The 14,542-nt window shown below is 70.8% G+C and carries 8 protein-coding genes; 1 reads left to right on the top strand and 7 read right to left on the bottom strand.

The window, feature by feature from the left end:
- Positions 1-6: 6 nt before the first annotated feature.
- From E1262_RS07790 to E1262_RS07760, 7 genes are all read right to left on the bottom strand, one after another.
- Complete coding sequence (locus tag E1262_RS07790) at positions 7-1,794, bottom strand: CapA family protein (protein WP_132102571.1); 1,788 nt, start codon at positions 1,792-1,794, stop codon at positions 7-9.
- Positions 1,795-1,887: 93 nt separating this feature from the next.
- Complete coding sequence (locus E1262_RS07785) at positions 1,888-7,416, bottom strand: ATP-binding protein (RefSeq protein ID WP_203453661.1); 5,529 nt, start codon at positions 7,414-7,416, stop codon at positions 1,888-1,890.
- A gap of 178 nt (positions 7,417-7,594) precedes the next feature.
- Positions 7,595-8,443: a carbohydrate ABC transporter permease gene (locus E1262_RS07780; protein ID WP_203453660.1), complete on the bottom strand. Its 849-nt coding sequence runs from the start codon at positions 8,441-8,443 to the stop codon at positions 7,595-7,597.
- A complete protein-coding gene (locus tag E1262_RS07775; RefSeq protein ID WP_132102569.1) occupies positions 8,433-9,380 on the bottom strand; it encodes a carbohydrate ABC transporter permease in 948 nt (315 codons plus the stop codon). Before E1262_RS07775 ends, E1262_RS07780 begins: the two co-directional genes overlap by 11 nt.
- Entirely contained in the window at positions 9,377-10,660 is a 1,284-nt protein-coding gene (locus E1262_RS07770; protein WP_132102568.1) for an ABC transporter substrate-binding protein, read from the bottom strand. Before E1262_RS07770 ends, E1262_RS07775 begins: the two co-directional genes overlap by 4 nt.
- Positions 10,657-12,156: a sulfatase family protein gene (locus E1262_RS07765; RefSeq protein ID WP_132102567.1), complete on the bottom strand. Its 1,500-nt coding sequence runs from the start codon at positions 12,154-12,156 to the stop codon at positions 10,657-10,659. Before E1262_RS07765 ends, E1262_RS07770 begins: the two co-directional genes overlap by 4 nt.
- Positions 12,156-13,574 carry a sulfatase-like hydrolase/transferase gene (locus E1262_RS07760; protein ID WP_132102566.1) on the bottom strand — a complete coding sequence of 473 codons (1,419 nt, stop codon included), beginning with the start codon at positions 13,572-13,574 and terminating at the stop codon, positions 12,156-12,158. The genes E1262_RS07765 and E1262_RS07760 overlap by 1 nt, the downstream gene beginning before the upstream one ends.
- A gap of 71 nt (positions 13,575-13,645) precedes the next feature.
- Here E1262_RS07760 and E1262_RS07755 point away from each other — a divergent pair, with 71 nt between their 5' ends.
- Positions 13,646-14,530 (top strand): LysR family transcriptional regulator, encoded by an 885-nt coding sequence (locus E1262_RS07755; RefSeq protein WP_132102565.1) that lies wholly within the window; start codon positions 13,646-13,648, stop codon positions 14,528-14,530.
- The last annotated feature ends 12 nt before the right edge of the window (positions 14,531-14,542 follow it).

Below are 14,542 nucleotides of genomic sequence, written 5' to 3'. Positions count from 1 at the left end.
GCGGTCCTAGCCGGCCGGGCCGGGCGCGCTGAAGTGCTGGTAGTCGGGGTCGGAGAACAGGCCGCCCCACTCCCAGCCAATCCGCTCGAACTCGCGGCGCACGATGTCGCCGTCGCGGATGACGCCGGGGACGGACGGGGCGCCCTCGGTCCGGTCCACGTTCAGGAACGGGAGCGCGGTGGGCGGCCGCACCTCGCCGTCCACGACGTACGGGTTCTGGACCGGGTTGATGTCGATGGCTCGCCCGAAGGCATGGTTCGACCAGTTCGACTGGCCGGCGACGCGGCGGCAGTTGTAGCCGGACGTGTTGTTGGCCGCCATGGAGGCGTTGTCGTCGCCGCCGTACTCGTCGATCAGCAGCATCCGCTCGATGGGGAACCGGGCGGCGTAAAGTGCGGCGAACACGCCGACGACGTCGGCCGCGACGTCCGCGTGCACCACAAGCTCGCCGCGGCGGGCGCGGCCGTCGAACCCGACATGGGTGACGACCACGTGGCGCAGGTCGGTGAGCGGCACCGGGCACGTCGCGGGGTCGTGGCTGCGCATCGTCAGGCTCACTGAGGGGCCGATCGGCGCGATCGACGACGCGAAGTCGGGCAGGCCGTGCTCGGCGCCGCCTGAAACGGGCGGCTGGCCGGCGTCGCCGGCCGCCGCGTCGGGGCCGGGCCCGGGGGCGAGGTCGGTGCAGCCCCGCAACTCCTGCCACGCGCTGACGGCGGCGGTCCGTGCGCTGCCGGTGAGCGGGACCGGGCCGCCACCATCGGGGCCGATCCGTCCCGGCAGCCACTCGTCGCCGACGACCTCGCCGCCGCGGACGGAGAGCAGGAGCACGCCGCTCTCCGGGGCCCGGCCGTGGTACCAGTGGAAGTTCCCGAGCCCGTAGGCGACGTACGTATCGCCCTGCAGACCGGCCCCGGCGGGCGTGTGCGCGTGCGTCCCGACGACGATGTCCGCGCCGGCCGCGCCGAGTGTCGCGGCGAGGCTCTGCTGCGTCTCGGTCGGGCAGGCGTTGTACTCCTCGCCCCAGTGCAGGTAGACGATCACGAGGTCGTCGGTCCGCGCCGACTCGCGGACGGCGGCCGCGAGTGCGTCGGCTCCCGGACCGCGTGCGGACGCGAGGCCTGCCCCCGTTCCGGGTGCGGCGGCCCAGCTGGCGTCCGCGCTCTCGGCGGGCGACGCGTCGGCGGCGTGGATGGCGATGTCGGTGCCCTTGACGTCGACCCGGTGGGGCGCGAACGCCTGCCGGTCGTTGCGCCCGACGCCGACGACGGGCACGGCGCCCGTCTCGGCGGCCGCGATGGTGTCGCTCAGGCCCGTCGGGCCGAAATCCGCCCCATGGTTGTTGGCGACGGACACGACATCCACACCGGAACGAGCGAGCACGTCGAGTGCGGCCGGACCCGTGCGGAACCAGAAGCGGTTCGACGGGTCCTCGAGCTCCTTGGCGGCCGGCTCACCCCGCAGCGTCAGCGCGGACTCGAGGTTGACCATCGCGAGGTCGGCAGCACTCAGCACGTCCGACATCGGGCCGAGCGTGGAACCGGCAGTCGACGGCACGTCCCGGTACGCGCCCTCGAAGTGGACGTCGCCGGCGAACGCCAGTCGCAGCGTCTCCCGGGCGTCTTCCGTCGACGGTGCCGGCGGGGTGACACCCGGCGAGGGAGCGGCGGACGGACGCTCGGACCGGCCGGTCGCCGGCACCTGCTCGACCTGCGCTTCCGGCAGCGGCGCGCCGGCGATCACCGCGGCCGCGGCGATGCCCGCCACCAGAACGAGCCGGGGACGTCTCGCCATGATCCCGATGATAAAAGAGGCATATCAGAGAACTCTGAGACGCGGTGGCAGCCGACCGCGAGGTCTGACGTCGTCGCAGATGTTTGTTGCCGGTCAGGCACGCCTCCAACGGATCGCGGCGATGATCGCGGGCCGCAGTTCGGCGACCGAGACGACCTTGTCCACCGATCCGACCTCGACGGCTCGCCGGATGCTGTGGATGCGGTCGAACTCGGCCGCCACCTCGGAGATCTTGTCCGCCCGCAACGCCGCTCGGAGCTCGGCCAGCTCGACCAGCAGTGGCCCCCGCTCGGTCGCCGAGGCGGCCTCGATCCTCCGCTCCAGGGCGACGACCGCCGGGTCGGCGGCCGCCCGTTTGTCGACCTCGGCGGAGAACACCACGGCCGCGGCCGGCGCTCCGCCGAGCACCGAGGCGTAGGAGCCCTCCAGGGCCAACACCGTCATCTGCGGGTTGAGCCGCTTGGAGAAGACGACGAAGGCACCGCCGTGATAGCGGGAGATCACGCAGAACACGATCGGGCCACGGAAGTTGACCACTGCCCGGCCGATCTCCGCGCCGTACTCCAGTTGCAGGTTGCGCATCGACTCCGGCGACCCGTCGAAGCCGGACAGGTTGGCCAGCACCACCAGCGGCCGGTTGCCGGACGCCGCGTTGATGGCCCGGGCGATCTTCTTCGACGACCGCGGGAACAGCGTCCCGGCGGTATAGGTGTCCGGCCCGTCGGTGGGTGGGAACCCGCGTCGCGGCACCGGCTTGGACTCGATCCCGATCAGGCTCACCGAATGCCCGCCCAGCCGGGTGTCGGTGACGACCGCGGTCTCCGCGTCGGCCATCCCGGCCCACCGTTCGCGCAGCGGCGCGTCGGCGTCGGCGACGGCCCGCAGCACCGTCCGGATGTCGAAGGGCTTCTTCCGGTCCGGGTTCGCGGCGGCGGAGAACACGTCACCGACGGTGGCGAACTCGCCGCCGTGCGGGTAGGACGAGATGTCCCGATCGTCGGCGTCGGCGCTGACCGCGACCCGCGGCCCGGGCTCTCCTGGCAGCACGTACGTCTGCTCGTAGTGCGCCATCAGGACGCCCAGCGCACGGGCCAGGTCCGGCACCCAGTACTGGGCCTGTCCGTTCGGGCCCATCACCCGGTCGTACCCGCCGATGCCGAAGTTGTCCTCGGCCGACACGCTGCCGGAGAAGTCCAGCGTCTGCTTGCCGGTGAGCACCATCGCCGAGTCCGGGGTCATGATCAACACGCCGCGGGTGTGCATCAGCATGGTCGCCTCGGCGTTCCAGTACGGCTGGGCACCGACGTTGATGCCGGCCACCACGACGTTGATCTCGCCGCCGCGCTGGGTGAACTCGACGATACGCCGCAGCGCCGCCGCCACCCAGTCCATGTTCTCGGTGCCGGAATCCATCGCCACCCGGGCGCCGGCGGACAGCGCGAACCACTCGACCGGCACCGCCAGGTCCTCGGCGAGGTCGAGCGCGGCGATCACCCGGGCGCATTCGGCCTCGGCCAGCGCACCGAGCGACTTCGTCGGGTCGCCGCAGAGCACGATCCGGGTCACGCCCTCGGGATAGAGCTTCGTCGGCGTCGTCACCTTGGCGACGATGATCCCGGCACTGTTGCGGCCGCGGGGCCGGGTGACCTCCACCAGTGCGCCGTGGTCGTCGAGGTCGAGCTCGGTCAGCGTGCCGCCACCGGCCAGCACCGACTCCAGCTCGTAGGGATAGACCAGTCCGCGACGGCGCGCCCTGAGCACCTTGGCGGCGTAGTCGTCCAGCGGCGCCAGCGGCTGCGTCGGCGGCGCGATCACGTCGGCGGCCGTGCCGGCACCGGGCCGTGCATGGAACCGGATGGCGATCGGGTGCAGAGCGCCGTCCTGGTCGGCGACCCGCCCCTGGGCCAGCACCTCCTCGAGCCCGGCGCCCTCGCTGAGCGGCGTGATCTTGGACTGCAGCGCAGTGAGCTGGTCGACGTCGGCCTCGACCACCGGCCAGACGGTCACCCAGACGTGGTTCACGTCGAGCCGGGCACCCGCACGGCCGCGGGCGGTGCGGACCCGGCGGATCGCCTCCAGGCAGTGCTCGACCGCCCGCTCGGCATGCGGCAGGCCGATCACCCGCCCGGCGTCGTCGCGGACGACCGCCAGCTGCCGGACCTGCGCGCAGGCGATCAGCCGCCGGTCGGCCGGGTTGGTCTTGGCAACGGCCTCGTACAGGATCACGTCGCCCGGTGCGTCCAGCCGGGTGACGTCGAAGTGGATCAAGCGCCACAGGTTGAGGCGGCGGCCGACCATCGGATGCATCCCGCGAACGAGGTCGTCTTCCACCAGGGCCGGCTCGGCCGCGTCCGGCGCCCGCCGGAAGGTGAAGTAGTCGACGTCGCGGCCAGGCTCCGGGCAGGCCGCCACCGAGATCCTCCGGACGCGGGCCGCGTACGGCTGGGCACTGATCAACGCGTTGAGCCGCGTCGACGCGCCCTGCGGATCGGCCGGCATGCCGCCCCAGCGCAGGTAGATCTCGACCACGTTGTCGTGGTCGGCGGCCAGCCGGCCGCCGAGCGCCGTGGCCAGACCATCCTCGGCGGAGGGAGCGGCGGACAGCTCGGCGATGTCGGCGATGGTCGAGATCACCCTGGTCGGGCCGTGCTCGTCGGACTGAAACTCGGCCGACACCACGGGGCGGCCGGCCACCTCGGTCACGGTCACGTCGCGCAGCGCGTACTCGCGGTAGTGCCGGCGGATCAGCACCTCCAGCAGCGGCTCCGTCATCGGGAAGTCCTCGAACAACCGGTCGCGGAGGAATCCGACCAGTTGCTCGGGGATCTGCGTCAGCGCCTCGATTCGTTGCTCCCGATCGGGCGCGTCGGCAGAGGTCAACGCGCGCACCTCGGCGGCGACGCCGTCCAGCACCTGACGCCGCTCGGCGTCCACCAGGGGCTGGTCGAACCAGCGGAACCGGATCGACCGGGCCAGATCGCCCACCACGGGGAAGCGCAGCTGGGTCGCCCGGACCATCCGCTCCAGCTCGGCCCGGGCGGCCCGGGCCAAGCCGGTCGCCGGCCTCGGCTCGGCGAGCCACCGCTGCAGGATGGCCGTGGCGATCTCCACGTCGGTCTCGGCGTGCTGCTGGGCCAGGAAGATCCGGAACAGCGCCTGCGCCAGTTCCGGCGTGCGCTCCAGATCGGTGACGCCGTAGTGCCGCAGCACGCGCAGCAGCCGCTCACGGAACTGTTCCGGCAGCCCGCCGCGCTCGGGGTCGAGCGACTGGAGGAACGTGTGGAAGTGCTCGCGGGTGCTGTGCACGCGCAGTTCCGTGTGCGCCTCGTCTCCCGCCGGCCGGTTGCGGCTCAGCTCGGCGAAGTCGGTGAACAGCCAGAGCAGCCGCATCTCGGCACGCAGCACGCGGGGCCGGTCGTCGTCCAGGTGATCGCGCAGCCGCAGGTAGTCCGCGATGGCCGCGCGACGCTCGTCCGGATCGACGTCGTAGCCCATCAACAGTCCACGCAGCCGGTCGAGGGCCGCGATCGCCTGTTCCCGCTCGGTCCGGATCGGCCGCAATGCCGTGACCTCGGCCGCCGGGTCGTCGCCGGCGCGCTGTGCGTCCGACGGTGCCGGGGCCGCGTCGTCGATCGGTTCCAGCCGCGCCAGCGGGGCGCCGGTCTCGACCTGGCTCCCGGCGCGAACGACCAGCTCCTTGACCCGTCCGGCGAACGGGGCAGGCACCACCGTCTCCATCTTCATCGACTCCAGCACCAGAACCGGCGCGCCGGCCGCGACCTCCTCACCGACGGCGACCGGGGTGGCGACCACCAGCGCGGGCGCCGGAGCGCGCAGCATGCCGCCCTCGGCGAGGCTGACCCGGTGCGTGACGCCGTCGACCTCGACCAGGTGCACCGGCGGATGGGCCGCCGTGACCAGGCGGAAGGTGTGATCGCCGATGCGCAGCCGGCCATGCACCTCGTCCAGCCGGTCCAGCCGTGCCTCGACCACCTGCTCGGTGCCGGCCGCGTCGACCAGCCCGACCTGATAGGTGCCGGCCGCGCTCCGCCGTACCGTCATCGTCGACGTCACACCGCGCAGCTCGAGCTGGATCACCTGGCCGGGCTCGTGCTGGGTCTGCGGCCGGCCGCCGCGAGCGGTCTCCAGGAAACGGGTGACCTCGACCCGCTCGGACTCCTCGTAGGCCGCGATCGCGGCCGCGACCAGCGCCACCCCCGCGTGCCGCCGGGACACCAGACGGCCCTCGGCCCGGACCCGGTCGATCCACCCGGTGTCCGCACAGACCAGGGCGTCGCCCCCGTCCAGCACGCGGCCCTCCGCGTCGAAGGGCCCGGCCACCTCGGGTTGATCCAGAAGCTCCAGCGCGAAGCTCTTGTTCGTCGCGCCGCCCTCGATCACCACGGTGGTCTCGGTCAGCGCCCGGCGCAGCCTGGCCAGCGCCTCAGTACGGTCCGCGCCGTACGCGATGATCTTGGCGATCATCGAGTCGAAGTCGGCCGGGATGGTGTCACCCTCGGCGACGCCCGTGTCGACCCGGATCCCGGGTCCAGTGGGGACCTCCAGCCGGCTGATCCGCCCAGGCGCCGGAGCGAAGTCGCGGTCGGGATCCTCGGCGTTCAGCCGGGCCTCGACGGCGTGGCCGCGCTCGACCGGGCGCTCCCCCGTGAGCGGCGCTCCGGCGGCGATCTGGAGCTGCAGCAAGACGAGGTCCAGCCCGGTCACCACCTCGGTGATCGGGTGCTCGACCTGCAACCGGGTGTTCACCTCCAGGAACGCGAACGACTTCTCCGCCGGGTGGTACAGGAACTCGACCGTGCCGGCCCCGGCGTACCCGACGGCGATCGCCAGCCGCTCGGCCGCGGCCTTCACCTCGGCGACGGCGTCCGGCGGCAGCAGCGGTGAGGCGGACTCCTCGATCACCTTCTGGTTGCGGCGCTGGATGGAACAGTCCCGGACGCCGACGGCCCAGGCGGTGCCCTGCCCGTCGGCGATGATCTGCACTTCGACGTGCCGAGCGCCGGTGACCAGCCGTTCCAGGAATACGACGCCGCTGCCGAAGGCGCGCTCGGCCTCGTCCCTGGTGCGCTGGTAGGCGTCGGTGAGTTCGGCCGGCGACGTGATCCGGCGGATGCCGCGGCCACCACCACCCGCGCTGGCCTTCAGCATCAACGGGTAGCCGATGCGCTCGGCCGCGGCCAGCGCGTCCTCGAGCGTGTCGACGCCGCCGCGGCTCCACGGCGCGACCGGGACGCCCACCTCTTCCGCGATCAGCTTGGAACCGATCTTGTCGCCCAGCCGGCGCATCGCCTCCGCACTCGGGCCGATGAACGTGATGCCGAGCTTGTCGCAGAGATCGGCGAAGCTCGGATCCTCGGCGACGAATCCCCAGCCGACCCAGACCGCGTCGGCGCGGGTCTTCGTCAGGGCCTGCTCCAGCTTGGCCAGGTCGAGGTACGGCCGCTGGGCGGCCGCGCCCAGCAGGTGGACCTCGTCGGCCTCCCGGACGAACGCGGCCGACGCATCGACGTCGGTGTAGAGCGCGATCGTGCGGATCGTGGCGGTCTCGTCCGCGGGTCCGGATCTGGCGTTGAGATCTCGCACGGCGTGGATGAGCCGCATGGCGGCTTCTCCCCGGTTGACGATCGCGATACGGGAGATGTCTGGCACCATTCGACCCTGTCAGGCGAATGCACGCCCGTGCGTGCGACCTGGAGTACAAGGTCTCGGCGGGTAGCTTGTGCGATGCCCACAACGGACCGGCCCTCGGGCCGCCGGTCCTGCCTCAGGGCGGACGCCATCACCCCTTGACCGCGCCTCTCGTCAGCCCCGCCACGATCTGCCGGTTGGCGACCACGGCGAGCAGGACGATCGGAACCGCCGTGACCACGCCGACGGCGGCCATGGCGCCGAACTTGATCTCCTGCGGCTGGATCAGCGCCGCGATGCCGACGGTGATCGGAGCCTCCCTGCCTCCGGCGGTGAAGACCAGCCCGAAGAGGAACTCGTTCCACACCTGGATCGCTGTGAAGATCGCGACGGCGGCGATGCCGGGCGCCGCCAATGGCAGCATCACGGCCCGGAACACCCGCAGTTCACCGGCGCCGTCGATCGACGCGGACTCGCGCAGCTCGCCAGGGATCGTGTCGAAGTAGAACTTCGTCATGATCACGGCGAAGGGCAGGTTGAACACGGTGTTCAGGAGGATCAGCCCGCCGAGGGTACCGACGAGGTCGTAGTTGAGCAGGGTCACATAGAGCCCGGGGACCAGCGTCATGGGCGGGATCACCTGCAGCAGGCCCGCGAGGGTGAGCACGACGAGCACCGTCCGCCGCGACCAGTGCAGCTGGCTCAGGCTGTAACTCGCGAAGGCGCTGATCACCAGCGTCAGAGCGGTCGCCGCGAGCACGAGCACGAGGCTGTTGACCACTTGCGTGCCGAAGACGGCGTCGGTGTCGAAGATCTCGGCGAAGTTGTCCAGCGAGAAGTCGAACTCCCAGTCCGGCGCGATGATGGCACGAGGGCTCTGGAAGGCGATCATGATCATCCAGACCAGCGGGACGATCGTGGCGACCGCGGCGCCGCCGAGGATCACCCCGGCGATCCATCGGCCCGTGGTGCGTCCGTGTGTCGGTTGCTCAGTAGCCACGAGTAGTCCTCCGGATCAGCGAGCGGACGACGAAGGAGAGGATCAGCACGCCGAGGACGAGCCCGACGACCGTGATGCTCAGGGCAGCGCCATAGCCGTACTCGAATGCGTCGAAGAACACCGATCGCAGGTAGATCGTGATGACCGTCGTCGCGGTGCCGGGCCCGCCGAACGTGAGCAGGTACATCTCGTCGAACGCCTTCACGCCCATGATCAGCCGGATCGCCGCGGCACCGGCGATCGCCGGAGCGAGCAACGGCAGCACGACATGGCGGACCTTGCGCAGGTAGCCGGCGCCGTCGACGCTGGCGGCCTCCAGGACCGACGGGTCGATGCCGCGCAGGGCCGTGTAGACGAAGAGGAACACGATCGGCGTCCAGTGCCACACGTCGACGACGATGATGCTGGCCATCGCGCCGAGATTGTCGCCGAGCCACGCCTGTGGATCGGCACCGAGCGACACGAGGACGCGGTTGAGCAGGCCGATCTGCGGGCTGAGGATCAGCAACCAGACCACGCTGATCACCACGGGCGCCACGATGGCCGGCCAGATGACGACGTTCTGCGCGATCTGCCTGCCGCGGACCAGCCCGTCGGTGGCCAGCGCGAGCACGATCCCGAGGACGAGCGTCAGCACGACCGTCGCGGTGATGAAGACGGCGGAGTTCTTCAAGGAGATGAGGAACGTCTCGTCGTCGAGCATCCGCGCGAAGTTGTCCAGACCCACTGACTCCCAGCGGAACTCGCCGGCCACGAGGCGGACCCGCCCGAAGGCCATCCATACCAGGAGCCCGACGGGATACGCGACCAGCCCGCCGAACACCACGGCCAGCGGCGCGACGGCCAGGTACTTGAACCAGGGGAACGGCCGGCGGGCCGCCGGCGAGGTGGTGCCGGACGGCGCGATACGGGGCGCGATTTCCAGTCGAGTGCTCATTCCAGGAACCCCGCATTCGTGACTACGCCGACGAGGCCGTCCTGGATCTCCTCCACGGCGGCGTCCAGGCTGAGGTCACCGGCCAGGTACTGGCTGATCGCCGGGTCGGTGACGTCGAGCATCGCCGGGGTGAAGGGATAGCGCAGACCGCCGCGGACGTCGTCGGCCGACTCGATGATGACGCGCAGGTCGGGCCGGTCGCTGGTGACGTCGCTGCGCGTCGTCACCCCGCCGCCGTCAGCCCACGCCTGCATCGTGTCCTTGCTGGTCAGCCAGGTGAGGAAGTCGTAGGCGAGCTCGGCTCGTTCGTCCGGCAGCCCGGTGGGCACGCCGAGGACCCAGGTGCCGCTCACCGGGGTCCGGCCGGGCATCACCGCGTAGCCGATGTTCCCGGCCACGTGCGAGGCCTCCGGATTCTCCAGCGGGGCGGCATTGGCCGTCACCAGAGCTGCCTGGAGCACCGTCCCGCCCTGCATCAGCGAGATCGCCTCGGCCTGCGCGATGGTCTGCGGGGCCGGCGGCCCGACGCCGGCCAGCGCCTTGAACTGTTCGAGCGCGGCGCGGAACTCGTCGGTGTCGGCCGCCGGCGTCCAGTCGCCCGCGGCCTCGTCGGCGAACCACGAGCCGCCGTAGGAGAACAGCACAGCGCTGAAGTCGTAGGTCGGCGTCTTGCCGCGCAGGACGTAGCCGTCGTCGGCCACGCCCTGGTCGACGGCGCGCTCCCCGTTCGCGACGACCTCGTCCCAGCTGGTCGGCACCTGCAGCCCCAGCTGTTCGTAGAGGTCGGTGCGGTACATGAACTCGTGGATGTTGCCGTTGATCGGGAGGGCGTATGGCTCGCCGTCGAGCGACGTGGTCCGGGTGTCCGCGTCCCAGCGTCCGACGCCGTCGAACTCGATGAGGTCCGGGTCCCACGAGAAGGCCGGGTCGACATCGGTCAGCTGCCGGACCCATTGCTGGTCGTAGAACAGGCCGACCCACTGCTCGTTGAGCAGGAAGAGGTCGAAGGCGTTGGAGCCGATCTGCGCAGCGTTGGCCTGCTGGGTCATCAGGCCGTCGAAGGGGAAGGAGGTGAGGTTGACCTGCACACCGGTCTCGGCTTCGTACTGCTCGATGATCTTCTTGTAGCCGTCGAGCCAAGGGGCCTCGACGGCGGAGAGATTGAGCTCGGTCAGGTCGCCGGGCGACGCGTTCGGCCCGGTCGACGAACAGCTCGCGGCGAGCGCGGCGGCCGTCGCCGCGGTCAGGAGTGCAGCGGCACGACGTCTGCGTCGTGTCATGCGGTTCTCCTCTGGTCGGGGTGAGCGGTGCGCCCACCGGGATCGAGGTCGGCGTCTCCGCCGACGATGCGGATCAGCTCGCGGTACAGGTCGTGCACCACGTCGGAATGCTCGGTCCAGACGTTGCGCTGCTCGCCGGGATCGTCCTCGACGTCGAACAGCTGGCCCGAAGGGTCGTCGGGGCCGAGGAGGTCGCTCTCCGGATCGGAGAGTCCTCCTCCCGAGCCGGGCGAGAAGAGCGCCTTCCAGCGGCCGCGGGTGACGGCGAAGGCCCCGCCCATGCTGTGGTGGACGAGCAGGTCGTCCGGTGTGCCCGGCGCGCCGGTCAGTCGTCCGGAACGGTCGACGCCGTCGGGTGCCGCACCGGCCGGCAGCGGCACGTCGAGCAGCCCGGCAATACTGGGCAGCAGGTCGATCAGGCCGAACCGGGCCGGGCTGGTCGTCCCGGCCGGGACGACGCCCGGGAGCCGGGCGATCAGTGGTTCGCGATGGCCGCCGTCCCAGAGGTCGCCCTTCTGCCCGCGCCACGGGCCGTTGGGCCGGTGCACCTCGAGGTCCACCTCGTCGGCGAAGATCGTCGGGGCGCCGTTGTCGCTGGTGAACACGATCAACGTGTCGTCGAGCACGCCGGCGCGCTCGAGCGCCTCGGTGAGCTGTCCGACCATCCAATCGACGAAGACGACTGAGTCCCCGCGCGGCCCGGCGTCCGAGACGCCGCGGAGGAAGTCCGGCGGCACCTGGGGACGATGCGGCGCGGACGGGGCGAAGTACAGCAGGAACGGCAGTCCGGCGCTGCGCTCGATGAAGCGGACCGCCTCCCCGGTGAATCTGAGGTCGACCTCGCGCTCGTCCCAGTCCGGGGTCTCGTAGCCGGGCCGCTGCCCCGGCAGGAACCGGCGCTTCTCCTGCTGGGGCAGGCCGACGGTCCGGTTCTGTGCGAGCAACGCGTAGGGCGGCATGTTCAGCGACCCGGCGATGCCGAAGAAGTAGTCGAACCCGAGGTCCACCGGCCCGCCGGTGAAGGGCTGGGCGTAGTCGATGCCGGCGCCGAAGTCCAAGTCCTTGTCGCGATGGCGCGCAAGGGGATCGCCAAGCTCGTACTCGAGGGGATCGCCGCGGAAGGCGTCCCAGGTCGATCCGTCCCGATGCTTCCACCCCAGGCCGAGATGCCACTTGCCGATGGCCGCGGTGCGGTAGCCGTGCGTCTTGAACACCGAGCCGAGGGTGGGCCGGCCCGGTTCGATCAGCGCCGGCCCGTGCCCCATCAGGACCCCGTGCTTGAGCGGGCTCCGCCAGCTGTACCGCCCGGTCAGGATGGCATAGCGGCTCGGCGTGCACACGGCGGACGCCGCATGCGCGTCGTGGAAGCTGATGCCCTCCGCGGCGAGCCGGTCCAGGTGCGGGGTCTGGATCCGGGTGGCGCCGTAGCAGCTGAGGTCGCCCCAGCCGAGGTCGTCGGCGAGGACGAGGACGACGTTGACCGGTCGTTGCGGCATCAGCGCTGCACCTCCTGCGCCGTGCCGGCGGATCCCCCGCGCAGCCGGTCCCGCTCCACGTCCTCGAACCACCGGTCCAGTTCCGCCTGCATCCTGGCGACGACGTCCGGGTGATCCGCGGCCACGTCCCGGCTCTCACCGAGGTCGCTCTCCAGGTCGAAGAGCCGTGCCGATGGCGGCTCCGGGCCGGCGTGGAGCGGGGCGTCGGTGTCGTCGACGTCGGGGTACCGGCCGGGATGGCGCTTGATGTCGATGTCGACGAGTTCGTCCTCGGGCCGCAGGTCCAGGGTCCCCGGCAGGGCGGGACGGACCAGCTTCCAGCGACCGTCGCGCATCGCGGCGTTCGACTCCCGCATCGGCCGGTACCGCGTCCACTGCCAGAACCTCGGCACGTCGGCGGGCGCCTCGCCTCGTAGCAGGGGCGAGACGTCGTGGCCGTCGAGCGGCGGGCCCGCGGAGGCCGGCACGCCGGCGACCGCCAGCAGCGTCGGGAACCAGTCGGTCAGGTGGACGAACCGGTCGCTGGTGCCCGGGGCGATGACTCCAGGCCAGTGCATGATGGCCGGCACCCGGATGCCACCGTCGTAGACGTGCTGTTTCGAACCGGCGAGGCCGGCGTTGAACCGGGCCGCCGACCGCTCACCCACGCCGCCGTGATCGGGCCCGTTGTCGCTGGAGAACAGCAGGATGGTCCGTTCACTCAGGCCGGCGTCGGCGAGTGCCTGCCGGATCAGGCCGACACCGCGATCCATGATCTCCAGCATCGCGTAGATCGTGGCGACCACCTCGGTCCGGCCCGGCGCCCGGTGTCTCGCCACGAGCTCTTCGGGCGCCTGGAACGGGAAGTGCGGCGCGTTGAAGGCGACGTGCAAGAAGAACGGCCGTGCCGCGTTCCGGCGGATGAAGCCGACCGCCTCGTCGGCCAGCACGTCCGTCAGGTAGCGGCCGTCCGCCGTGACCCTGCCCTCGTCGTCGGCTTCGAGGCTCCAGTCCCAGTAGTCCTGCCATCCACCGCGGAACCCGGTGAACTCGTCGAACCCACGACGCGTCGGGCCGTAGGCGGCACCAACGGCGCCGGAGTGCCACTTGCCGACGATGCCGGTGCGGTAACCATGGCGGTTCAAGACGTCGGCCAGTGTCACCTCGCCGAGGCCCAGCCGGTCGGTTCCCCGCGCCTCCAGCGTGTCGATCACGCCGGTGCGCTGCGGGTACCGTCCGGTCAGCAGAGCGGCACGGGCGGGCGCGCAGACCGGGGAGGCCGAATAGTGCTGGGTGAGCACCAGCGACGCAGCGGCGAGGTCGTCGAGTTCCGGTGTGGAGTTGATTCCCCCGTTGAACGACCCGAAATCCCCGAATCCCATGTCATCGGCCAGGATGACGACGATATTCGGCGGCGTGTCGCTGCTGGCGTGGCTCACGACCACGATTCAACCCACGGCATCCGAGGGCGCTCAACCGCAAATGACTGATAGTTCGATAAGATTCACTTATGCAGCTTCGTCAGCTCGAGATCGTCAACGTACTGGCCGATGAGCTACATTTCGGCCGAGCCGCTCGCCGGCTGGGAATCACCCAGCCCGCACTCAGCCAGCAACTCAACAAGCTCGAGGCCGAGCTCGGCGTCGAACTCGTCACCCGCACCAGCCGGGAGATCAGCCTGACCGAGATCGGCGAGCAGGTCCTCGACGCCGCTCGACAGACGCTCGCCTCGGTCGATCGCACCAAGGTGCTGGTCGATGACTACCGCGCGGGACGCACGGGCCACATCGTGATCGGTTCGCTCGGCGCCGGCCTCAACGGCCCATTGCCGGACATTCTCCGGCAGTTCCGAAAGGTCTCACCGCGTAGCGTTATCGAGCTGACCCACTCTCGCGACAGCTCAACGCAGGAACGCGGAATCCTGTCCGGAGAATTGGACACGGCAGTGGTTCGGCGAGTCTCCAATAATCGATCGGTCGAGACGTTGAAGATCCTCGACGAGTCCTTCGTCGTCTTTCTCCCGCAAGATCACCGGCTCGCCGACCGGACGCTCATTTCACTGGGCGAGTTGTTCGACGAGAACTACGTTTTCTGGCACCGCCATCTCGGCTCGTCGTTCTACGACCTGCTGATCGACGGGTGCCGCGCGCAGGGCTTCGAGCCGCGCGTCGAGGCTCTGGGCGACACCCTCGAAGCCCAGCTCGCCCTGGTGGCCGCCGGCATCGGGGTCTCCATCCAGGCCGCGTCGATGGCGTCGATCTCACGCGCCGGCACGGTGTCCGTGCCGTTGGATCCCGCCGACCTCCATGCCGCGCTCTGGTTCGCCTATCGGCGCTGGAACCGTTCGGCACTGCTCGAGAACTTCCTGTCCGTCGCCCGTACCGTCATCGGCTGACCCGGGACCGCC

The sequence above is a fragment of the Jiangella aurantiaca genome (assembly GCF_004349105.1).
Lineage (GTDB): Bacteria > Actinomycetota > Actinomycetes > Jiangellales > Jiangellaceae > Jiangella > Jiangella aurantiaca.
This window is presented reverse-complemented; position numbering and strand designations above follow the sequence as displayed.